We start from the raw sequence: 20865 nt of genomic DNA on the forward strand, positions 1-20865 counted from the left end.
GCGTTCACAGCGGCACCCCCTCGGCACGGAAACATTCCTCCTCACCGTGCTTCTGCAAGAGCGCGAAGAGCTGCTTGCGCATGATCAGGCCCGGCTTGTCCGACTCCATGTGGAACTCCACCCGGCGACGTGTATCGACGCAGGCGTCGTAGTCGGTGGCTTCGAGGATGTCCTGGTCCTCGCGGGTGATCGGGGCATCCCAGGCGATCAGTTCCCCGGTGCTGCAGTTCTCCTCGCTGTCGTTGCGGTAGAGCCACTGCACCAGCTGAATGCGCTTGTCGTCGATGGGCGTGGCGCAGTTGTAGATGATGTGGTGAATGCCGCTGTCCGGGTAGGTACAGCCGAAGCGCCGCACGAAGGGCAGGTACCAGCGGTTGAACAGGTGGCGTGTGGTGGTCGGCGCGCTGCTGCCGGTGACCCGGTGCCCGGACGGCGGGTTGTTGATCGGCACGACGGTTTCCGCCTCGAACCCCCAGTCGGTTTCCTCCAGGCGATAGCTGGAGGGCTTGGGCTGGTCGAGCATGCCGAAATTGGCCCGGTGCACGAAGGAAAAGTGGGAGTTGTCGAAGCTGTTCTCCATGAAGCGCAGCGGGCTGGTCTTCCACTCCTCGTAGAACTGAAAGATGCGCCGGTACTGGGGCAGGCCATCCTCCTCGAACCGCGGGATGTCCTGCAGTGGCTCGCCGAGGCAGACCCAGACGTAACCGTACTGCTCCTTGCAGTGGAACGCCTGGGTCCGGGCGCCGGCGGGAATCGGCGCGCCTTCGGCCTGCTGCGGGATGCACACGCAGGCGCCGCTGCCGTCGTAACGCCAGCCGTGGTAGCCGCAGACGATGGTGCCGTCCTCCACCCAGCCCTTGGACAGCTGGGCGGTGCGGTGGCAGCAACGGTCCGCCAGGGCCACCGGGCCTTCCTTGCCGAGGAACAGCACCAGGCGCTCGCCCAGCAGGGTGAAGGGCTGGGGGCCGGCGTCCAGATGGGCGACAGGCATCAGTGCGTACCAGAAACGGCGCAATACAGGTTGTTGGGTAACCAGCATGGTTCAGGTCCTCATCGAATTCGTTTCAGGCGCGGAGTCAGGGATTGGCGGCGGTCTGGGCCGGCGCACCGGGCAGTACATGAAGGTCGCGGACGAAGCGCAGGTCGTAGGCGTCCTTCGCATCCACCTCAGCCTTGAGCAGACCGCTCTGCACCATGAAGTCGCGGGTGGCCTGCCAGCGGGTATCAGTCATCACGCCGATACCCCGGGTCGCCGCATCGCCGCCCTCCACCAGGCGGTACTCCTTGAGTTTCTCCACACCCCAGGCCAGCAGTTCGTCACTCATGTTCGGGTTGTCGCGCTTGATCAGCCCATTGGCTGGTGCCGGGTTGACCAAGTAGCTGCGCCAGCCTTCCATGCTCGCCTTGACGAAGCGCGCGAGGACCTCCGGGCGCTGTTCGATCAGGTCGCGGCGGGTCACCAGCGTCGAGCCGTAGGGCGGATAGCCGTGATCGGCGAAGAGGAAGAAGTTGGGTTTGATACCGGCCTTGGTGGCCTGCAGCAGCTCGGAACTGGCGTAGGCCTGCTGGGCCGCGGCAGGGTTGGCGAAGAACGGCTGCAGGTTGAAGGTGTAGGGCCGTGCCTGGGCGTCGGAAAGGCCGTACTTCGCCTTCAGCCAGGGCCACCAGGTGGTCTGCCCGGAGGTGGAAACCAGCACGGTCTTGTCCTTGAGCTGATCCAGGCTCTTCACGTCGGCGTGGGTCAACATGCCCTGGGGATCGCCCTGGAAGGCCGCACCAATGGCCACTACCGGCATGCCCGCCTCCACGCTCTTGAGCACCTGCAGGTCGTAGCTGGCGATCACATCGGCCTGGCGGTTGAGCAGCAGCTGCATGCCGTTCACCTGGGGGCCGCCCATGCGAATGGTGACGTCCAGCCCCTCGGCTTCATAAAGGCCGGTAGCCAGCGCCTGGTAGAAGCCGCCGTGCTCGGCCTGGGCGTACCAGGAAGTGAGCAGCACCACCTTGTCAGCGGCCTGGGCCAGCGGCGCGGCAAGGGCACCCGCCACAGCGAGCGGGAGCAGCAGTTGACGGGAAAAGCGGCGAGCGGCGGAGCGCAAGGCGGAGTAGCTGGTCATGGCGAAAATCTCCGAATCAAGGCACAGGAATGGGCCTCGCGTGCATGGCGCGAAACCCGTCAGGGAACCGGAGGGATGCTGGAAACGACGAGACACCGTCGCGCGGTTCTGACCGGCGAACAGGTGGAAGGGATGGGCAATGGCGAAGCGCATGACTGACATCTCTCTCGTCCAGGTCCGAAGACCATGACCAAGCACCCGCATACCGGGTGTGCGACCGGGGTGGCCGCAAGAGCAATGTCCCGCGCCGAAGGAACTCGTTCGGCGCTAACCGCTTCTACTCGCCAATGACAAAGCCAGGAGCGTGCCAAGCCGCGAGAAAAGCCTGAAAAGCCTCATTCCAGAGCGCTTTGCTGAGGATATAGATGCAACCTGGTGCACCTGGATCGCGCTCAGGCCGGGGGCACCACGACATGAATGCGCCTCGTCGTGGTGCATCGGAATCAACTGTCTGACGGGCACGACCCTGGGAAAATGGCTGCCCCCGGAACGACCGGGGCCAAGGGACTCAGCTGGATCAGCGCGACAGGTGGCTGGAGAACTGCCCGATGGCGTTGACCACGCGTTGCGCCCCGTCCTGGATTTCGACGATGGCGGTGCCAGCCTGGCCGGATAGTTCCAGGCCCAGCTCAGCCTGCTGCCGACCGCGGTCGATCATGGCGACGGCGCGTTCGGCCAGTTGCTGGTTCTGTTCCACCACCTTGGTGATTTCCACGGTGGCCGAACTGGTCCGCGAGGCCAGTTGGCGAACCTCGTCGGCAACCACCGCGAAGCCACGCCCCTGCTCGCCGGCACGAGCGGCTTCGATGGCGGCGTTGAGGGCCAGCAGGTTGGTCTGGTCGGCGATCCCGCTGATGCTCTTGACGATGGCGCCGATGACCTGCGACTGCTGGTCCAGCGCTTCGATACCCTGCACCGCTTCCTGCATGCGGATGGCCAGCTCACGCATGACATCCACCGTCTGCTGAACCACGGCGGCGCCGCGCTTCGCGCTGTCATCGGTGCCCCTGGACGTCTCCAGGGCCATTCCAGCAGCCTCGGCCACGGCCGCTTCGCGGTTGACCTGATCGGTGATCACGGTGGCGAACTTGACCACTTTGTAGAGGCGGTCATGGGCGTCGATGATCGGGTTGTAGGAGGCTTCCAGCCAGACCGTGCGGCCGTGGCGATCAACACGCTTGAAGCGATCGGCGACGAATTCGCCGCGACGCAGCTTGTCCCAGAAGGCCTGGTACTGCGACGAGTTGTACTCGACCGGCTCGCAGAACAGACGGTGATGCTTGCCACGGATCTGTTCCAGGCTGTAACCCATGGCGTCGAGGAATCTATCGTTGGCGGCCAGCACCTCGCCGTCCAGGTTGAACTCGATCACCGCCGTGGAGCGCTGCAAGGCGTTGATCAGGTTCTCGTGCTCGCGGGATGCCTCGATGGTGCGGGTCAGGTTGCTGGCGTAGATGGAAAAGCGCTGGAGCCTGCCGGCGCTGTCGCGAATCGGCTGCAGGATGCAACGCAGCCAGGCCTCCTCGCCATCGCCGCGCAACAGGCGCACGACCCCAGCCAGATGCTCACCCCGCTCCAGCGCGGTCTTCACCCGCAGGTGGAACTCCAGGCCGCGCACATGCTGGGGAATCAGATCCAGCAGCGCTCGACCGAACAATTGGTCGGCGCGGTAGAGCATTTCCTTTTCGAAATTGGCGTTGACCGACTCGATGCGACCACGCGCGTCGAGGTAGAGCGCGAGCATTTCCTCATCGAGGCTGGCGCGAACCTGCTGGATGGAGGACAGCTCTTCGCGCAGGCTGCGCAGTTCCTGTTTCAGGCGGGAGTTGAACATGTCAGGACTCGGGGAAAAGAAAACGCAGGGAGGTAACTCCTGCATCGGCAGCGGCGACCGCTTCTTTAGGCCCCTGAGCCCCCTGGCTGATTACCGGGAAATGCCGGCAGCGTGCGCCTGGAGGAAAGTGATGTGCGGGCCCGCTTGGGGACGGCTGGCGCCGTGAAGATGGGTGACGTCCATGTCGCTTGATCGCATTCTGCCACTAGCCATTCGGGCAGCGCCACAACTAAAAAACACGCTCATTCATCCCCTGTGGGAATGCCGGAAAGTTTCAGCATCGTCCAGCGTGGGATCGAACCGTGGATCGTCCGGATCGCGCTCCAACTCCAGGTCAATGTAATCGGGGTCGATCAGCCAGCGCGGAAATTCGCCCTGGCTCTTTTGGTCATTACCGGAAAGGCCGCCTCTTCGCTCACTACTCATGCTGCACCTCGCGGGACCGACAGGATCCTTACCCATTTGAGTCGGCTGGACGGCACGGCGTTCAAGGCCATTGGTCGCCGACGTCGGACAGCGAGCCATGCACGTGGCACATACCCTGTAGGGGCGAGTTCATCGGCTCTGTCTGCGTTACGTCTTGCAAGCAACTGCATTGCCCGTAGGAGCTGGCTTGCCAGCGAATGGCCCCGTTTCGCTGGCAAGCCAGCTCCCACAAGGCTCTTGGCCCTATGGTCAATCTCTCGCACAGCTAACGCAGACATAGCCAGTTCATTCGCCAAGGGCCGCACAGCGGCCCCGCCGGTTGGACAGGACACCTTCGCCAGCAAGCGGGTTCCTACCGACCTGCCGCGCAGGCTGCTGCGCAAGAAAAAGGCGCCAGTCCCTTGCGAAGCTGGCGCCCGGCATAAGAAAGCGGGGCCGGTGTGAGGGCACCGAACCCCGGTGGACGATGCGGCGATGCGAGCAGGATCGCAGCCCGGCCACAAGGATCTCCTCCTCCTGAACTGGCGAGAGGGAGTGCTAGGGAACAGTAGCGCCAGAAGGCGCCGGGGCCCGGTGGCGGATCAGTGACGGCGATCCGGCCGGACCAGGCCCAGTTTTTCGATTCGGTAACGCAGCATGTCCCGCGTCAAGCCCAGCAGGCGGGCGGACTTGGTGACGTTCCAATCGGTCTTGTCGAGCATGCGGATGACCAGGCCCCGCTCATCCTCGGGCTCGGCGCCATTGCCGTTGCCATGGGTGCGGTAGTGACTGGACGACTCGTCCACCAGACTCGGGCAAATGTGCAGTTGCCCGGCGCTCACCCGTTGTCCCTGGGCCAGCAGCACGGTCTGCTCCAGCATGTTGCGCAGTTCACGCACGTTGCCTGGCCAGCTGTAGCTCTGCAGAAGGTGTTCGGCCTCGGGGGTGAACTGCATCCCCGGCTTGCCATAGCGCTTGCCGTGCTGCTTCAGGAAATGCCGGGCGAGCAGCAGGATGTCGTCGCCACGTGCATACAGGCGCGGCACGCGGATGGAGATGATGCGCAGGCGGAAGAACAGGTCCCGGCGGAATCTGCCCTGTTGCACCATCTGCTCCAGGTTGCAGTTGGTGGCGCTGATGATGCGCAGGTTGACCTTGCGCTCTTTCACCGAGCCGATGCGACGGATGGTGCGGTCCTCCAGCAACTTGAGCAGCTTGGCCTGGAGCACCAGGTCCATTTCGCCCACTTCGTCGAGGAACAGGGTGCCGCCGTCAGCCGCCTCCACCAAACCCAGGCGACGCTCCTTGGCATCGGTAAAAGCACCTTTCTCGTGGCCGAACAGTTCGGCCTCCAGCAGGTGCGCAGGAATCGAAGCGCAGTTGAACTCGACGAATGGCCCCTTGCTCCGCGCGCCGTCGAAGTGGAGGGCACGGGCGATCAGTTCCTTGCCGGTGCCTGTCTCACCTTCGATCAGCACCGCCGGCAACTCGGCATCGACCATACGGCTTTCGGCATCCAGCAGCTGACACACCATGGATTTGACTTCCAGCATCGCCGGCGACTCGCCGATCATCGCCGCCAGCCCGGCATCCTGCGCCGCACGGCTGTGATAGAAATCCAGCTTGTGCTCCAGGCGCTGGGCCTCCAGGGCCTTGTCCAGCAGCAGCTTGAGCTCGGCCAGGGCCACCGGTTTGGTCAGGTAATGGAAGGCGCCGGCCTTCATCGCCTGCACCGCGTCCTCGATGTTGCCGTAGCCGGTCATCATGATCGGTTTGATCTGCGGCGCGCGATTGCTCACCTCGCGAATCAGCTCATGGCCGCTCATGCCCGGCAGGGAGTTGTCGGTGAGCAGCACGTCGGGCACCTGGTCCTGCAGCAGTTCCAGCGCCTCTTCGGCCGAGTGGCAGACCAGCGCCTCGAAGTTCTTGCGTTCGAGGTAGACCTGGATATTGCCGGCCAGCAGCTCGTCGTCTTCGACTATCAATACGCTGTGTTCCATCACCCCCGCCCCCCAGCGACCTTGAAGTTCAGGCAGATGCGGGTGCCTTCCCGCTCACGGCTGGTCAGGCTGACCTTGCCGCCGAAGCGTTCCATGATGCGTTTGACCATCACCAGCCCCACGCCCAGCCCCCCCTGTTTGGTGGTGTAGTAGGGCTTGAACGCCATGGTTTCCTGCTTGCGCGTCATGCCCTGGCCGGTGTCGGTTATGGCCAGCATCAGGCGCTTGCCGGTGCTGTCGGGCTTGACCTCGATGCGCAGCAGGCCGCCGTTGGGCATGGCCTCGATGGCGTTGGCGAACAGGCTGTTGAGCACCTGCGCCAGCAGCACCCGGTGGCTGACCACCGCCGGCGCCGCCTCGGCATGGAACTCCACCCGCACGCCGCTATGGCGGATCTGCTGATCGAAGCCATGTAACGCCTCGTTGATCACCGCGATCGGCGCCACCTCCTCAGAATCACCGGAGAGCGGCCGCGCCGAAATCAGCAGCTCGCGCACCCACTTCGACATACGATCCACCTGGCTGATGATGTCGACGATGTTCTTCTGCACCGGCGGAGCCACCAGCTCCTGGGCCAATTCCGCGCTGGAACGGATCGAGGCCAACGGGTTGCGCAAGCTGTGGGCCACCGCGGAAGACATCTCGCCCAGGGCGACGAAGGTCTCGTTGGCGATCAGTTGGCTCTGCTGTTGGGCCAGCAGGCCCGAGGCACGGCGCACGATCCAGAACAGACCGAAGTAGATCAGGCCGCCGCCAATGGCGGTGGCCAGCCAGATCAGTACAAAGCCGCGCTGGATGCGCTGCACCAGGTCGCGGGGCTCCTTGTAGATTTCGACTACCGAAGCGACGCTGCCCTGGTCGTCCAGCAGCGGAATGTAGTTCTCGATGAACAGGGTGCGCGGCGCGCGGAGGAACTTCTGCTCGCTGCGCCCACCGGTGACCTCGTCATAACTGGAAGCCACCTGCATCGGCGACGAGAAGGCCTGCTCCAGGTCCTCGTTGCCACTCATGTCCTTGCCCACCAGCGCCGGGTTGGTCGACCACACGATCACCCGGTCGGCGCCGTAGATGTTCGCCAGCAGGGCATCGGGCAGCATGGCGATGTGGTCGAGGAATTCGTTGCGCGCCCGCTGCCGCGCTTCCAGCATGCTTTGCGGATGGTGGCCATCCTGACGGGCATCCAGCAACTCGCCCATGGTCATGCTCGCCGGCAGCGCCACATGGCGGATTTCGGCCTGGGCGATGGACTGGATGAACTGCGAGCTGAGCATGGCATCGCGTTCGATGCTCTCGGTCACCACGAATCGCGTGGAAATGATCCCGAGGCCAATGGCCACGCTCGCAATCACAACCAGGCTGACCAGCGAAAACCAACGCAGCAGGTTGAACTGCGGAGGTGGCGAGTCGCCGGTCTTGCCGGTTGCGTACTTATCCCAGATCACCGACAGAGCGCTCATGGAAACCTTCCTATGCGTTGCGTGATGGGTTCGACCCGTCGTGCCAACCGGGCGGCCTTGGACGCAGGTACCAGTGCATAAACCAGGCCCGATTTATCGGATTGGCGTGAAAGCCCCGTGCCATGCGGCCTCCCCCAGGTTCACCCGCATTCCCCCCACTCCCCCAACCACCCCCAGATTCACCCAGTAGTGGGGAGACTCACCCACCTGCCCAGCGCCGTTGGCGAGTACACCCAGCGCGACCAGAAGCCTTGCCGGGTGCGGTTTGGCGAGGTGATTCGGAAACACTGGCACGCTCATTGCGAAGGGCCGGTCAGCCAGCCTGTGGCGCAGCAAATCCGCAGGGAGGGCCCCCACATTGCAAGAGGGAAAGCTCATGCAACGCAAACTCGCCAAGGCCACCACCTCGATCTTCCTCGTGGTCGCCGCAGAACACGTAACCGCCGCCCTGTACGCCGTCGACGAGGGCCCCTACAACCCCGACATCGGCTCCTTCGCCGCCTGGTACCAGGACACTCACGGCCGGACACTGGACCTGTGCCTGTCCAAGACCATCAGTTCCCGGGCAGGCGGGGCACCTGGCGCCCCGGCCTACATGTGCTCGTTGCTGCCGGAACCGGGCGTCTACGACGACACCCAGCCGCTGGCGTTCCCCACCAACTTCCCGCCGGAAGCCTTCTGGTTCACCGCCGACGCCGCCATCGCCGACGCCGCCAGCGGCATCGACCTGAATTTCGGCGCGGCACTGGAAGCCGCCTTCGTGGTGGAAAACCCGGCCGAGGGCGACCAGATCAGCTTTGCCCGTATCCGCATCCGGGTGGATGTCCCCACCATCGGCACCTACACCGTCACCCACCCCTATGGCGTGGAGGTCTTCGAGGTCACCGCAGAAGACTTCGGCGATGACGGCGGCGGGGCGATCAACATGACCCGCGACATCGGCATCGGCGCCCCCAAGACCTACACCGGCGCGCTGGGTGGTGACATCGGCCCCTTCCTGCGCAGCCTCAACGGCCCCTACACCGAGGTGAACCCGGAAACCGGTCTCTCGGAGCGTTTCATCGGTGACCCCAACCTGACCGAACCGGTCACCGGCAGCCCCTTCGACACCAACTACGTCCGCATCCAGGGCCCGGGCGGCATCGACCTGCGCACCAACCTCTTCTCCGTCTCCGGCAAGTTGTCCGATGTGATCCGCCCCACCCCGGTGATCGTGCAGCGCTCCACCTACTCGCGCAGCGCCGGCGAAGCCGGGGCCAGTGCCCAGCAGGACGTCTTCGTCATGGCGCCGCCGCCCCCCGGCACCGCCAGCTACGAAGACAGCGCCGCCACGACGGTGCCCATGACCGAAGCAAACGCTACCGGCAACTGGTACGGCCAGTCGAACAGCAACCCGGCGCTGCCGGCGAGCGTCTCGATCACCGCCGACAACAGCGTCGCCATCCCGGAAAGCACGCCCACCACCCAAGCCGCCCCATTGGTCGACCTGGTCCACATCCAGCGTGCCGAATACAGCCTGGCCTCCGGCCAATTGACCGTGGTGGCCAGCAGCAGCGACGAAACCTCGCTGCCGGCGCTCACCGCCACCGCCAGCAGCGGCGCCGCCATCGGCGCGCTCGGTGGGGACGGCGCCACCAAGACGCTCACCACCGGCATCACGCCCACGCCTCCCGCGACGGTGACCGTCACCTCGGGCAGCGGCGGCAGTGATACCGAAGAAGTGGTCATTCTTCCCTAAGCGAACCCAGAGCCGAGCGCTCAAGCGCCAGGAGGCAACATGAACAAGTGGCCCTGCCTGCTTCTCACCACCCTGGGTCTCGCCGTCGAGGGTATCGACATGGCCGAGGCCGCCCTCAAGGCGGTCGACCCGGGCCCTTACACCGCGTCCACCGGTTACTTCCCGCACTGGTACCAGGACAACGACGACCTCAGCCTGGAGCTCTGCCAGTCCAAGGCCCAGAGCACACTCGTCCCCGGGTCCTACATGTGCACCCTGATACCGGAGCCGGGTGTGTTCGACGACACCCAGCCGATGGTCTTCCCCAACAACTGGCCCAGTGAACTCTTCTGGTTCATTGCAGAAGCCAACATCCCGGCCGTGGGCGGCAGCAACTACGAACTGGAGGTGTACACCGCCGCCATCGAGGCTGCCTTCGCCCTGGAACTGCCCCGCGCCGGCGACCAGCAAAGCTTCGCGCGCATCCGCATCCGCGCCAGCATCCCCACGCCCGGCACTTACACGGTCACCCACCCCTACGGCGTGGAAACCTTCACCGTGACCGCGGCGGACATTGCCGAAAGAGGCGGCCGCCGCGCCATCAACATGACCCGCGACATCGGCATCGGTGCGCCAGGGGTCTTCAACGGTGCCCTCAACGGCGACGTCGGCCCGTTCCTGAAGGGACCTGGCGCGCCCTACCCAGCCACCAACCCGGAGACCGGTGAAGAGGAGCTGTTCATCGGCGACCCCAATGTCCCGTCGACAGTGACCGGCAGCCCCTTCGGCACCAACTACGTCGAGATCAGTGGGCCGGCGGGCACCATCCGCACCGAGCTGTTCTCGGTCTCCGGCAAGGTCTTCGACTCGCGCTCCGCCACCCCGGTGGAAATCGAACGCGCCAGCTACCGGCGCACCAGCCAGGGCACCCGCCTGGAGGTGTTCGCCAACGGCCCGGCCAATTCCGAGTTCTGCTACCGGGAAACCCTGGAACTGGTGGAGGGCGGCACCCAGCCGGCCTGCCTGGCAGACATGGTGAACGACGGCAGTGGGTTCTTCTTCGCCCACAACCCGGCACCGGGGGTTCTCCCGCCATTCGTGGTCGTCACCGGTACCGATCCGTCCGGTCTCACCAAGCCCACGTCGGTCTCCCGTGCAGTCACAGACGTCGTGAAGGTCAGCACCGCCCGCTACAACTGGGCCGATCGCTCGCTGACCATCGAAGCCAGCTCCAGCGATGAGGTGCAGATCCCCGACCTCGCCGCACAGGGCTTCGGTCGCCTGACCAAGGCCGGCACCCTGCAGAGCCTGCGGGTCACCGACCTGGCCCAGCCGCCAGCGGTCATCACGGTGAAATCCGCTGCTGGCGGTGCCGACACCGAACCTGTAGTGGTAGTCGGCAGCGCACCGGAAGAAGTGCCCAACCAGGCACCGGTGGCCAACGCGGACAGCGCCAGCACCAGCTTCGGCGTACCGGTGACCATCGCCATACTGACCAACGACAGTGACGCCGACGGCGACCTGCCACTGTCCATCACCGGGCTGACCCAGCCGGCCGACGGCCAGGGCAGCGTGACCCTGAACGGCAGCACCAGCGTGGTCTACACACCGCCACCGGTGGTCAACAGCCCGCTCACCGCAACCTTCACCTACCGCGCGATGGACCTACGCGGCGAGGCGTCGGCGCCGGCTACGGTCACCGTGAGTGTCAGTCCCAACCAGCCACCGGTGGGCCTGCCTGATACCGGCAACACCCTGGGCGTGCCGCTGACCCTGAACGTGCTGACGAACGACAGTGATCCGGAGGGCAACACACCGCTCTCGGTGGTCAACCTGACCCAGCCCGGCACCGGACAGGGCATCGCCAGCACCGACGGCACCAGCATCACCTACACGCCGCCGGCTACGGTCACCAGCGCCTTCACTGCCAGCTTCACCTACCAGGTGCAGGACGCCTTCGGCGCCCTCTCCGCCCCGGTCACGGTGACTGTCCAGGTGTCGCCGCCGCCGGCCACGGCTGAGACTCTGACGGTAGCCACCGCCGAGTTCACCCTCCGCTCCAACAACCGCGTCACCTGGAGCCTGGACGGCCAGTCCTCGGTGACCACCGGCAACAGCATCCGTGTGCAGGTGAGCACAACCACCGGCCTGCGTGACCTCGGCACCGTCGTGGTCCCCTTGAGCGGCCGCTGGCGGCTTTCGGTGACTACCACCAACGTAACGCCGAGCGCGAACCCCACGGCCACCGTCACCTCGTCCCACGGCACGGTGCGCACCGTGACCCTGACGCCCCGTTAGGAGCCAGCCATGAACACCGCCACCGCGCTGCGCATCGCCGCCCTGCTCGCCTTCGGGCTGGGCAGCAGTGTGCTGCCGGCGGCGGACCTGATGGAAAACTTCGACCTGGCCGGCGGCAACGCCGACCTTGGCAGCCCGCCGGGCGCTCCCCTGGACCAACAGGCCCTGGTGCGCCAGCTGGGCGAAGCGAATGTCGCGTTGCTGGCGCAGAACGGGCATTCGTTGCTGGGGCAGATCATCCAGAACGGCAGCGACCAGGAGGCCTTCATCCTCCAGGACGGTGTGCAGAACCTGGCCTCGATCACCCAGCAGGGCACCGGCAACCAGGCCTACATCTCTCAAAGCGGCGCTTACAACCGGGCCGAGATCGACCAGGCAGGCGCCAACAACAGCGCATCCATCGTGCAGTCCGGGGAGGGACTGAACAGCACCATTACCCAGTATGGAAACGGCCTCAGCGTGCAGGTGATCCAGCACTGAAGGCGAACTCACGATCCGAACGACTCGCAGGGAACCATCCCCAGGAGGCAATACCATGTTCCAGTACAAACCGCTTGCCGCCGCAATCCTGGCCCTGGTCAGCATCCAGGCCTTCGCCGACGACAGCCTCTCGACCCAGACCCAGAACGGCCTGGAAAACGTAGCCGAAGTGCAGCAGGCCGCTGCCCCCTTCAGCAGCGCCACCCAGGACCAGCTCGGTGAAGACAACAACGCCTACGCCGACCAATCGGGCGGCACCGGCACGGTGACCCAGACCCAGGACGGCACGTACAACGCCTCCACCGGCGTGCAAGGCTCGGAAACCGAAAGCCAGATCACCCACACCCAGAGCGGCGACTGGAACAGTGCCCACAGCGAACAGTGGTCCAACCAGAACAGCCAGGCCACGGTGACCCAGGACGGCAGCTTCAACGCTGCGTTCAGCTTCCAGGACAGCCAGGTCGCCAGCACCATCGACATCAACCAGGTCGACCAGGAAAACATCGCCGATGCCGAACAGATATTCGGCACGGACAACACCACCACCATCACCCAGAGCGGCACGCATAACCAGGCGGGCACTTGGCAGGTGGACCATACCAGCAGCCGCGTCGACGTCCAGCAGTCCGGCAGCGATAACGAGGCCTACATTGACCAGACCGGCCCTGGCCTCGACAACCAGGCCGTGATCTTCCAGAGCGGCGAGACCGGCTACGCGGAAATCTGGCAGACCGAACAGGAAGGCAGCCAGGCCTCCATCGACCAGGGCGGCGGCGCCCTCAACGAAGTGGTCGTCGACCAGAGTTTCGGCACGGGCAACCTGGCCACCATGACCCAGACCGGCGATGCCAACGCCGCCTGGGCCGACCAGTACGCCACCACCGATTCCGTCAGCACCGTCACCCAGACCGGCAACGGCAACCTCAGCCTGACCTACCAGGAAGGCGTGAACCTCAGCCTGACCGTGGACCAGACCGGCAACGACAACAACGTCTACGCCAGCAACTGGCAGGGCGCCCAGGAAGGCGGCCAGTTCGGCAACGACCAGACCGCGAACCTGAGCCAGAACGGCAACGGCAACACCGCCAACTTCACCCAGGACGGCAACTTCAACGAGCTGTATTTCGACCAGAGCGGCGACAGCAACGTCCTGGTGGTCAGCCAGCGCGACGGCGGCAACATCGCCGAGGGCTCCAGCGAAGGTATCGGCAACAGCGTCGAAGTCGACCAGTCCGGCAGCGACAACCTGAGCCAGACCTACCAGAGCGCCGGCGGCGACAACGTCGCCAGCATCACCCAGGCCGACATGAACAACCTCTCCATCGTTAGCCAGGTAGGCTGGGGCAACCAGGCCACGGTCAACCAGAGCAACTTCAACATGACTGCCACCGTCGACCAGACCGGCACCGGCAACTCCGCCACCGTCGTCCAGCAGTAATCCCCCGAAGCCGCCGCCCCGTTGTGGGCGGCGGTCTTTTTTCCCCATGCTCCTCGCCGCCCTGCTGGTCAGCGCCAGCCTCCAACTCCAGCCCCAGGCCCCCGGCCAGGCCGACCTGCGCCTGTGCTTCGAACCTCCCAGCCCCCATGTGCGCTACGAACTCCTGGTCATCGCCCAAGGCCCGGCCGGCCGCAGCCAGTCACGCCAGAGCGGCGTGGCCGACAGCGCCTGCCCGGTGCACAACCGCCTCAACCTGTCCGTCGCGACGCGGGTAGAAGCTCGGCTCAAGTGGTGGGTCGACGGCGTGGAGCAGGAAGAGCGGGTGGAGTGGGTTCAGTTGTAGCCCCCCCCGCACATGAGGGCTCGCCTGGTGGGGGCGAACTCATTCGCTATGTCTGTGTTAGCTGTTGCGAGAGATTTACCAACGGGCCAAGAGCCTTGTAGGAGCTGGCTTGCCCGCGAAACGGGGCCATTCGCTGGCAAGCCAGCACCTCCGGGCAATGCAGCTGCTTGCAACGCGTCCAATTCATTCGCCAAGGGCTGCGCAGCGGCCCCGTAGGGTGGACCACGCTTCACCGGTCCACCATCGGAGCATCGATCAGGCGCCGTTGGTGGATGTAAAGAGCGACATCCACCCTGCGCGCTGAATGATGGGTATCGCTTCGCTCTACGCCATCCTGCGGGCTCGGAAAGTGTGGTTAAGCGGCCCGGTATGGCGGAGCTGTCGCGTTACTGGATCGAAACCTGCGCCCCCATGTATTTCTTCAGTGAGGTCTGCTCCACCGGCTGGTCGCCGGAAGCGTGCCAGAGTTGGCGTTCCACCCCCTGGGCGATGAGGTGGGCCACGGCCGATTCGATGGCCGAGAGCACGCAGAGCTGCGCCGGTTCGTTAGTGGTATAGCCCGCCTCGGCTTCCAGCAGTTCCTTGAATTCGATGAACTTGAACACGCTGGCGCTCTGCCCCACCGAGTAGATGGTCTTGGAGGTCATCACGTTGGCCAGCACCATGCCGCTGCGCACGTCGACCGCACGCAGGTTCACCGAGACCTGGTCGACCCGGTACTCGTGAGAGGCGCCGATGCCGAGGTAGCGAGCCCCCTCGCCGCCGCTGCGCACGTTGGTGTCGTAGGCGATGATGCCGCCTTCCAGCAACAGGTTTGCGGCCTGCAGCGGCGGCAACTGGGTCTGGATGTTCGACGGGGTGTTGGGCTTGTTCTGCGAGGCGCGGATGATCTTGCGTTCGGTCAGCACGTTCTGCAGACCTTCGCGCTCCAGCACCATGAACCAACCACTGGCCTGCAGCGCATCCACCAGCATGCTGGCGGCGCCCTGGGTGACGCTGGTGGAGAAGGAGCTGGCCGGAGTCGGTTTGTACTGGCCGGTCTGATCGCGGAAGCCGTACACCGCCGCCACCAGTCGCCCCTTCGGCCGGGGCAGGTTGAGCAGGTCGTAATAGGTCGAGGCGCGCGGGGTCAGGGTCGGGGTCTGGCCTTCGGTATCAGCCGACATCGGCTGGCGCAGACCGCAGCCTTGCAGGGTGGCGAGCAGCAGTACCAGCAGCATCACTCTGTTCATGGTCGTGGCTTCCTGTCGATGCCTGGATTACGGGAGCAGGCCGTTGACGACGACTTCAGAGACCTCACCAGTGGCACGATCGGTGATTTCGATGGTCAGCTGACCACCGTCGTCGATCATGTTGATGATGAAGGACTCGGTGGTGAGGCTGCCGGTATTGCCCTCCTCGATATTGGTCAGCAGTTGCGACAGCAGGCGCGATTCCAGGGTGCTGGTGAATCGCTCCAGGGCACTCTGCCGGCTCGCCGTGGAACGGGCATCCGGGTCGTCGTGATCGTTCTGCGCCTGGGCGTTGTTCAGCAGCCAGGTGCCGTTCAGCGGGTTACCACCGAACGAGGGGTTGACCGGGGTGTACACCAACTCGGTGGCCTGGACCGAGCCGACCAGGCCGAACCCGAGCAGCCACAGGGAAAGTCTGTTCTTGTTCATAGCTCGTCCCTCTCCATGTCGTGTGTGTCTTGCAGGAGGCGCTGCAGCTTCTGCTGGGCGATGGCCTCCAGCACCATGTCCGCCGCTGCGTAGGCAGCAGGTTTCAGTTCAGCGGTGTTCGGCGGGAGAAACTGCCGGTAGAGCACGCGCTGTTCGTATTCCACCCAGATCAGGCTGCCCCAGCGGGCATCGGGGCGTTCACGCACCACCAGGTTGAAGTCCAGCTTGCTGGTGTCACGCAGGCGCTCGCTGAAGGAGCGGTAGAAGTCGTGGCCGATGTGGGAAATCGTGTAGTCGACGATGAAGCCCATGAACTCATCTTCGTCCCCACGCGCCGTACCTAGCGCGCAGCAGAGGATAAGGACGGCGAGCAGCGGCGTGCGCTTCATGGCGTCGCCCTCGCCGGGGTGCCTTCCATGAAGGCTTTCTCGGCGACGAAGCGCCAGTCGGCGTAGCGGGTCATGCCCTCGAACTCCACCCATTGCGCGGGGAAGTGCGCCAGCTTCATCGGCCGTTGGCGGGACTGGCTGTAGACGCCGGCGATGCGCCCGTCGAAGGAGCGGATCAGCCCCCAGTCGGTGCTGCCGGTGAGCGGGTCGGCGTAGAGCCGGCGCAGGTGCCGCACGGTCTGCGGAAAGCGGTTGTCTTCCAGCAGGTCGTCCAGGGCGGCGGGGTACTGGGCCACACCCGGCGAGGCCCGGTAGTAGCTACGCAGGGCCTGGGCGTACTGGCTGCCGACCCAGAGCAGGTCGCGCTCGCGGGCACGCTGGCTGGCGGTGGACCAGAGCTGCCCCGCGCCGGCCAGGCCCATCCCCATCAGCATGATGAGGAAGAGCACGCCGAGGTAGGTGAAACCCTGCTCACCAGTCCGCATAGAGGCTCCCGTCGCGCGCCCGGCCAGGGGCGCCGCTCTTCACGTCGTAGACGCCGCCCGGCGCGCCTTCCGGGGGCGGCAGCACCACCCACAGATCGCTGCGCTCGGTCATCGGGTCCAGCGGCAGGGCGCGCAGATAGCGCTGGGCAACCAGCTCCTCTATCGATTCAGGATAGCGCCCGGTGTCGCCGTAGAACTGGTCCAGGGACTCGCGCATCACCGCCAGGCTCTGGCGCAGGGTGGTTTCCTTGGAGTTCTCCAGGCTGGAGAAGTAGCGCGGCACGGCAATGGTCATCAGGGTGGCGATGATGGCCATGACCACCAGCAGTTCGATGAGGGTGAAGCCCTTCTGCCGAGTCATCGTCACCACTCCCGGTAAGGCGTGCCGTTGAGGCCGCGGCCATCGGCCTGCGAGTAGACGTCGAACACGTCCGCGCCGGGGCGCGGGTCGTCCGCCGGGCTCGAATAGGCGCGCAGGCCCCAGTTTTCCGTGGCGTCGAGGCGGGCATCGGCGAAGGGATCGCGGGGAATCCGCCGCAGGAAGAAGATGCGCTCGCCCTTGATGCTGCGCAGGTCGCGCACGCCGTCCACCAGCACCTGCAGCGACGGTGGATAGCCGGAGCTCGTGGCGGACTTCTCGATATGCCCGGCATCGGCCGCCAGCTTGTAGGCATCTATGGCGTCGCGGATCTCGTAGAGGGCGATCTTGAGATCCTGCTCCTTGCCGCGGCGGATCACGGTCTCGGCCAGCGGGGCAGCCATGCTGGCGAGCAGGCCGAGAATGGCCATGGCGATCACCAGTTCGATCAGTGAAAAGGCGGCTTGGCGTTGCATGGCTCAGGGCCTCCCGCTGACAGGGGCGGGGCTGACCACCACCGCCGGTGCATCGGGCAGATCCACGCCCAGCGCCTCCACCGGCCCGCGCACCGTCGGCACGCGCATGCTGCTTTCGGTACCGGACGGGAACTCCATGTCGTAGGGGCTCTGGTACGGCAGGTTGCGCACGATGCGCGGGGTGATCGACAGCACCAGTTCCGACTTGGCGACCTTGTCGTTGTTGCTGCCGAACAGGCGACCAAGGCCGGGGATGTCACCGAGTCCGGGAATCTTGTTGCCGCTGTTGGCCTGGTCGTTGCGCACCAGGCCAGCCAGCACCTGGGTCTCGCCATCGCGCAGGCGCAACGTGGTCTGCGCGTTGCGGGTATCCACCTGGACCGGAATGGTGCCCGCCTGGGTCGGCGCCAGCGGTGTGGCGTTGCTCACCTCCAGGGCGACCTTGATGGCCACCTCGTTGTTCAGGTGCACCGTCGGCTGCACCTCGAGCTTCAGGCCGACGTCGAGGTAGGTGATGCTTTCGGTGATCACCGGGCCCTGGGTGGACGGCACCGAGGTGGCGCTGACGATGGGAACCCGCTGGCCGATATGGACGCGCGCCTGCTCGCGGTTGCTGACGCGGATCACCGGGCTGGCCAGGGTGTTCACGTCGTTGTCCTGGGCGTTGATCTTCAGCTGCGGCGAGGGATTGATACTGATGCGACCCGAGTCGATGCCCTTGAGCTGGTCGAGGATGGTCACTGGCGAGCCGTCGTCGTTGATCACACCGAAGGTATTGGGCCATTGCAGGCCGAGGTCGAGGATGCGCTGGCGGGACACTTCCATCACCTCCACCTCCAGCACCACCTCGGGGTTGGACTGGTCCTGGGCCAGGAACAGCTTCTCGGCCATGCGCACGGCGTCGGGGGTATCGCGCATGGTCAGGGTGTTGAGGCGTTCGTCGATGAACACGTCGCGGGTTTTCAGCAGGGTCTTGACCAGGTTCATCGCCGTCGCCGCGTCGGTGTTGGTCAGGTAGAAGGTGCGCATCACCAGGTCCTGGTAATCCTTCAGTTTCTGCGGCGAGTCGGGGTAGATGACGATGGTGTTGTCATTCACCACCCGCTGGTGCAGCTGGTTCTGTTGCAGCAGCAGTTCCACCGCATCCTCGATCGGCACCTCACGGACGAAGATGGTGGCCTTCAGCTGCGGGGGCACATCCTTGTCGAAGATGAAGTTCAGCCCCGAGGTCTGCGCCAGCACTTCGAAGATCACCTTCAGGTTGGCGTCGCGAAACTCCAGGGTCACCGGCCGATCCAGGCGCGAACGCAGTTGCGGATAAGGCACGGAGGAGCGGGCCTGGACGACTTCGATGCTGCGTTGCAGTTCGCGCGCGCCTTCATGCTCCGGGTCCAGGGCGAAGATGCCGCGCACCTGGCGCGAGGCCCCGACCACGTCGCCTCGGCGCAGGGCGGTCTGGCCCTGGCGCAGCATGTCCTGGATGTTGCGCTGCTGCTGGATCAGGTGCAGGCCGTCCAGCGCCCGCTGGTTGTGCTGCTCGATACGCAGGACCCGCTCGTAGTTCAGGCTCGCAGTGGCGTAATCCCGTTGGCTGCGAGCCAGGTCACCATTGCTGAGCAGCGCCTTCACGGCGCGCTCGCGCTGGGTGGTCAGCGCCATTTGTGCGCCGACATCGCGAGGCGACTCGCGCGCGACCTTCTCCAGCCTGGCCAAGCCTTCCTCGAACTGACCGGAGTCAATCAGGTCAAGGCCTTCGCGCTGGGCCAGGTTGGTGGCGCAGCCGGCCAGCAGCACCAGGGCGAAACAGCACGTCAGGCGGTTCATAGTGCGCTCCCTACCGCCAGGGTCTGGGCGACGTCGAGGGGCAGATAGACCAGGGTCATGCGCTCGGCATCGATGCGCTGGACCTTGTAGGTCTTGTCGATCAGGTCACCCTCACTCACCACCAGGACCTGCTCACCGTGCAGCAGGAAAACCTGCAGATGCTGGCGGTCATCCATCTTGCCGATGAACTTGAAGGGCAGCGGTGGCGCCGTGGGTTTCGCCAGCGGCGCTGGTGGCGCGGCGGCCATGACGGGGGCTGGCGGCGGTGCCACGTACCAGCTCTGCGAAGCAAACAGGTCGGCCGCCGGTACCGCCAGCGGCGCCGCCACCTCCGGCAGCGCCACGGCGCTCGGCGCGGTCTCCCGTGGGGCCAGTGCCAGACTTGCGCTGCGTGGCATGGCCTGTGGCTCGGCCTGCTCACTGAAGAATTCGGGGACCACCGCCAGCGCGGCGGCCGAGCCGAGGAATGCCAACCAGAACAGACGGCGTGCCATGGTCACCTCGCCAGATACAGGGTCATTCGGATACGCCCCTCGAGTTCCGAGTCGGCAATCTGCTTGCGTTGCAGGTCCACCTCTTCCAGCGCCAGGGCCGGCAGTTGTGCCTGCAGGCCATGGAGGAAACGGCGCAGCTGCGGATAGCTGCCACGCACCGGCAGCAGTACCTGGTAGCGCGCCAGGCGGGTCTTGGGGTCGAGACCGAGGGCGTATTCGCCACGGGCCAGGGCGATGCCCTCGTCCCGGGCCAGTGCGTAGATGCGATCGATGGCGCCGGTGGCGTCCAGTTGTGCCGGCAGGTTGCGGCGCAGCTCCTCCAGTTGTGCCGCCGACGCACCGCTGGCCTGTGTGCCGGGCAGAATGGCGGTGGCGGCAGCGGCCAGTTGGGCGCGGTCTGCAGCGAGCTGGCGGTCCATGTTCGCCAGTGCCTGGCGTGCCGGCAGCAGGCCCAGCGCGGCGTAACCCAGGGCCAGTGCCAGCAGCGCGGCGCCGGCCAGGCCCGGCCAGCCGAGGCGGCGGGTCTGTTCGATGAGGATCAGCCTAGGGACGTGCATCCTTCACCCCCCAGTTGGCCAGCAGGTTGAAACGAATCGGCCGCTCGGCCTGCTCGGTGACCATCTCGTGGTTGAGCAGCGAGACATCGCTCAGGGCGTCGCTGGCTTCCAGCTCGCGGTGGAAGGCCAGCATCGCAGCCAGGTCGCGCGCTTCGGCGGCAATCCGCAACTGGCCCTTGCGGGCATCCGGGGCCAGCGACAGCAGGGCGATATCCTGGCGCGGCTGGGCTTCAAGCATGGCGAACAGGCCGTCCCAGGGCAGGTTCATCTGCGCGGTGATGCGGCGCATCTCCGCCACGCTGGCGGCGCGGGCCTTCTCTTCGGCAGCGGACAACGGTGCCTGGCGCAGCCCGCGCTTTTGCAGTTGCTGCTCGACGCGCTGCAACTCGGTACTGCGAACGTCGGCTTCGTCGCTGGTGCGCAGGTGAGCACCGAGCATCAGCAGCGCCATCAGCATCCCGCCCCCCAGGAGAATCCACCCGGGTACGCTGGAAACGGGGTTGTGCTGGAAGTCGAGATCGATCGGGCGCAT

21 protein-coding genes are annotated in these 20865 nt (G+C 65.5%); 5 read left to right on the forward strand and 16 right to left on the reverse strand.

What is annotated here, in order from left to right:
* Positions 1 to 4: 4 nt before the first annotated feature.
* The 6 genes from E8F20_RS26585 to E8F20_RS26610 all read right to left on the reverse strand — a co-directional run bounded on the left by E8F20_RS26585 (position 5) and on the right by E8F20_RS26610 (position 7813).
* The gene (locus tag E8F20_RS26585) at positions 5 to 1039 is read right to left on the reverse strand and encodes an aromatic ring-hydroxylating dioxygenase subunit alpha (RefSeq protein WP_280286413.1); all 1035 of its coding nucleotides are present in this window, start codon (positions 1037 to 1039) and stop codon (positions 5 to 7) included.
* Positions 1040 to 1076: 37 nt separating this feature from the next.
* A complete protein-coding gene (locus tag E8F20_RS26590; RefSeq protein ID WP_280286414.1) occupies positions 1077 to 2117 on the reverse strand; it encodes an ABC transporter substrate-binding protein in 1041 nt (346 codons plus the stop codon).
* Positions 2118 to 2634: 517 nt separating this feature from the next.
* A complete protein-coding gene (locus E8F20_RS26595; protein ID WP_280286415.1) occupies positions 2635 to 3951 on the reverse strand; it encodes a methyl-accepting chemotaxis protein in 1317 nt (438 codons plus the stop codon).
* A 246-nt stretch (positions 3952 to 4197) separates the two neighbouring features.
* Positions 4198 to 4377, reverse strand: a complete 180-nt coding sequence (locus E8F20_RS26600; RefSeq protein ID WP_280286416.1) for a hypothetical protein — start codon at positions 4375 to 4377, stop codon at positions 4198 to 4200.
* Between the two features lie 581 nt (positions 4378 to 4958).
* A complete protein-coding gene (locus E8F20_RS26605; RefSeq protein ID WP_280286417.1) occupies positions 4959 to 6356 on the reverse strand; it encodes a sigma-54 dependent transcriptional regulator in 1398 nt (465 codons plus the stop codon).
* On the reverse strand, positions 6356 to 7813 hold the full coding sequence (locus E8F20_RS26610; RefSeq protein WP_280286418.1) for an ATP-binding protein: 1458 nt from the start codon (positions 7811 to 7813) through the stop codon (positions 6356 to 6358). Before E8F20_RS26610 ends, E8F20_RS26605 begins: the two co-directional genes overlap by 1 nt.
* A gap of 376 nt (positions 7814 to 8189) precedes the next feature.
* Between E8F20_RS26610 and E8F20_RS26615 the strand changes: the two genes are divergently transcribed.
* The 5 genes from E8F20_RS26615 to E8F20_RS26635 are packed head-to-tail and all read left to right on the forward strand — an operon-like array spanning position 8190 to position 14089.
* Complete coding sequence (locus tag E8F20_RS26615) at positions 8190 to 9551, forward strand: hypothetical protein (protein WP_280286419.1); 1362 nt, start codon at positions 8190 to 8192, stop codon at positions 9549 to 9551.
* A 39-nt stretch (positions 9552 to 9590) separates the two neighbouring features.
* The gene (locus E8F20_RS26620; RefSeq protein ID WP_280286420.1) at positions 9591 to 11828 is read left to right on the forward strand and encodes an Ig-like domain-containing protein; all 2238 of its coding nucleotides are present in this window, start codon (positions 9591 to 9593) and stop codon (positions 11826 to 11828) included.
* A gap of 9 nt (positions 11829 to 11837) precedes the next feature.
* Positions 11838 to 12308, forward strand: coding sequence for a curlin (locus E8F20_RS26625; protein WP_280286421.1), 471 nt, complete (start codon positions 11838 to 11840; stop codon positions 12306 to 12308).
* Positions 12309 to 12363: 55 nt separating this feature from the next.
* Positions 12364 to 13746: a curlin gene (locus tag E8F20_RS26630; protein WP_280286422.1), complete on the forward strand. Its 1383-nt coding sequence runs from the start codon at positions 12364 to 12366 to the stop codon at positions 13744 to 13746.
* A gap of 46 nt (positions 13747 to 13792) precedes the next feature.
* On the forward strand, positions 13793 to 14089 hold the full coding sequence (locus E8F20_RS26635; protein WP_280286423.1) for a hypothetical protein: 297 nt from the start codon (positions 13793 to 13795) through the stop codon (positions 14087 to 14089).
* Between the two features lie 386 nt (positions 14090 to 14475).
* On the opposite strand, the gene E8F20_RS26640 is transcribed toward E8F20_RS26635, so the two are convergent.
* The 10 genes from E8F20_RS26640 to E8F20_RS26685 are packed head-to-tail and all read right to left on the reverse strand — an operon-like array spanning position 14476 to position 20865.
* The gene (locus E8F20_RS26640) at positions 14476 to 15321 is read right to left on the reverse strand and encodes a CsgG/HfaB family protein (protein WP_280286424.1); all 846 of its coding nucleotides are present in this window, start codon (positions 15319 to 15321) and stop codon (positions 14476 to 14478) included.
* Positions 15322 to 15348: 27 nt separating this feature from the next.
* Positions 15349 to 15750, reverse strand: coding sequence for a curli assembly protein CsgF (locus E8F20_RS26645; protein ID WP_028630850.1), 402 nt, complete (start codon positions 15748 to 15750; stop codon positions 15349 to 15351).
* A complete protein-coding gene (gene csgE / locus E8F20_RS26650; RefSeq protein ID WP_280286425.1) occupies positions 15747 to 16139 on the reverse strand; it encodes a curli production assembly/transport protein CsgE in 393 nt (130 codons plus the stop codon). Before csgE ends, E8F20_RS26645 begins: the two co-directional genes overlap by 4 nt.
* Complete coding sequence (locus tag E8F20_RS26655) at positions 16136 to 16624, reverse strand: type II secretion system protein (protein ID WP_280286426.1); 489 nt, start codon at positions 16622 to 16624, stop codon at positions 16136 to 16138. Before E8F20_RS26655 ends, csgE begins: the two co-directional genes overlap by 4 nt.
* On the reverse strand, positions 16611 to 16985 hold the full coding sequence (locus E8F20_RS26660) for a type II secretion system protein (protein ID WP_280286427.1): 375 nt from the start codon (positions 16983 to 16985) through the stop codon (positions 16611 to 16613). The genes E8F20_RS26655 and E8F20_RS26660 overlap by 14 nt, the downstream gene beginning before the upstream one ends.
* Before the next feature lie 2 nt (positions 16986 to 16987).
* Entirely contained in the window at positions 16988 to 17458 is a 471-nt protein-coding gene (locus E8F20_RS26665) for a type II secretion system protein (protein ID WP_280286428.1), read from the reverse strand.
* 3 nt (positions 17459 to 17461) lie between these two features.
* Complete coding sequence (locus E8F20_RS26670) at positions 17462 to 19282, reverse strand: secretin N-terminal domain-containing protein (RefSeq protein ID WP_280286429.1); 1821 nt, start codon at positions 19280 to 19282, stop codon at positions 17462 to 17464.
* Complete coding sequence (locus E8F20_RS26675) at positions 19279 to 19776, reverse strand: secretion system X translation initiation factor (protein ID WP_280286431.1); 498 nt, start codon at positions 19774 to 19776, stop codon at positions 19279 to 19281. The genes E8F20_RS26670 and E8F20_RS26675 overlap by 4 nt, the downstream gene beginning before the upstream one ends.
* 2 nt (positions 19777 to 19778) lie before the next feature.
* Positions 19779 to 20333 carry a GspMb/PilO family protein gene (locus tag E8F20_RS26680; protein ID WP_280286432.1) on the reverse strand — a complete coding sequence of 185 codons (555 nt, stop codon included), beginning with the start codon at positions 20331 to 20333 and terminating at the stop codon, positions 19779 to 19781.
* Positions 20320 to 20865, reverse strand: coding sequence for a pilus assembly protein (locus E8F20_RS26685; protein ID WP_280286433.1), 546 nt, complete (start codon positions 20863 to 20865; stop codon positions 20320 to 20322). Before E8F20_RS26685 ends, E8F20_RS26680 begins: the two co-directional genes overlap by 14 nt.

Origin of the sequence: Pseudomonas sp. BN415 (genome assembly GCF_029871195.1) — a bacterium.
Taxonomy (GTDB): domain Bacteria; phylum Pseudomonadota; class Gammaproteobacteria; order Pseudomonadales; family Pseudomonadaceae; genus Metapseudomonas; species Metapseudomonas resinovorans.

Excerpts from the sequence above, each read along its gene's own strand:
- E8F20_RS26660 (WP_280286427.1), bottom strand. The coding sequence starts at position 16,985 with ATGACTCGGCAGAAGGGCTTCACCCTCATCGAACTGCTGGTGGTCATG.
- E8F20_RS26605 (WP_280286417.1), bottom strand. The coding sequence starts at position 6,356 with ATGGAACACAGCGTATTGATAGTCGAAGACGACGAGCTGCTGGCCGGC.
- E8F20_RS26590 (WP_280286414.1), bottom strand. The coding sequence starts at position 2,117 with ATGACCAGCTACTCCGCCTTGCGCTCCGCCGCTCGCCGCTTTTCCCGT.
- E8F20_RS26630 (WP_280286422.1), top strand. The coding sequence starts at position 12,364 with ATGTTCCAGTACAAACCGCTTGCCGCCGCAATCCTGGCCCTGGTCAGC.
- csgE (WP_280286425.1), bottom strand. The coding sequence starts at position 16,139 with ATGAAGCGCACGCCGCTGCTCGCCGTCCTTATCCTCTGCTGCGCGCTA.
- E8F20_RS26600 (WP_280286416.1), bottom strand. The coding sequence starts at position 4,377 with ATGAGTAGTGAGCGAAGAGGCGGCCTTTCCGGTAATGACCAAAAGAGC.
- E8F20_RS26620 (WP_280286420.1), top strand. The coding sequence starts at position 9,591 with ATGAACAAGTGGCCCTGCCTGCTTCTCACCACCCTGGGTCTCGCCGTC.
- E8F20_RS26680 (WP_280286432.1), bottom strand. The coding sequence starts at position 20,333 with ATGCACGTCCCTAGGCTGATCCTCATCGAACAGACCCGCCGCCTCGGC.
- E8F20_RS26675 (WP_280286431.1), bottom strand. The coding sequence starts at position 19,776 with ATGGCACGCCGTCTGTTCTGGTTGGCATTCCTCGGCTCGGCCGCCGCG.
- E8F20_RS26655 (WP_280286426.1), bottom strand. The coding sequence starts at position 16,624 with ATGCGGACTGGTGAGCAGGGTTTCACCTACCTCGGCGTGCTCTTCCTC.
- E8F20_RS26670 (WP_280286429.1), bottom strand. The coding sequence starts at position 19,282 with ATGAACCGCCTGACGTGCTGTTTCGCCCTGGTGCTGCTGGCCGGCTGC.
- E8F20_RS26625 (WP_280286421.1), top strand. The coding sequence starts at position 11,838 with ATGAACACCGCCACCGCGCTGCGCATCGCCGCCCTGCTCGCCTTCGGG.
- E8F20_RS26685 (WP_280286433.1), bottom strand. The coding sequence starts at position 20,865 with ATGCGCCCGATCGATCTCGACTTCCAGCACAACCCCGTTTCCAGCGTA.
- E8F20_RS26615 (WP_280286419.1), top strand. The coding sequence starts at position 8,190 with ATGCAACGCAAACTCGCCAAGGCCACCACCTCGATCTTCCTCGTGGTC.
- E8F20_RS26635 (WP_280286423.1), top strand. The coding sequence starts at position 13,793 with ATGCTCCTCGCCGCCCTGCTGGTCAGCGCCAGCCTCCAACTCCAGCCC.
- E8F20_RS26640 (WP_280286424.1), bottom strand. The coding sequence starts at position 15,321 with ATGAACAGAGTGATGCTGCTGGTACTGCTGCTCGCCACCCTGCAAGGC.
- E8F20_RS26610 (WP_280286418.1), bottom strand. The coding sequence starts at position 7,813 with ATGAGCGCTCTGTCGGTGATCTGGGATAAGTACGCAACCGGCAAGACC.
- E8F20_RS26665 (WP_280286428.1), bottom strand. The coding sequence starts at position 17,458 with ATGCAACGCCAAGCCGCCTTTTCACTGATCGAACTGGTGATCGCCATG.
- E8F20_RS26585 (WP_280286413.1), bottom strand. The coding sequence starts at position 1,039 with ATGCTGGTTACCCAACAACCTGTATTGCGCCGTTTCTGGTACGCACTG.
- E8F20_RS26595 (WP_280286415.1), bottom strand. The coding sequence starts at position 3,951 with ATGTTCAACTCCCGCCTGAAACAGGAACTGCGCAGCCTGCGCGAAGAG.
- E8F20_RS26645 (WP_028630850.1), bottom strand. The coding sequence starts at position 15,750 with ATGAACAAGAACAGACTTTCCCTGTGGCTGCTCGGGTTCGGCCTGGTC.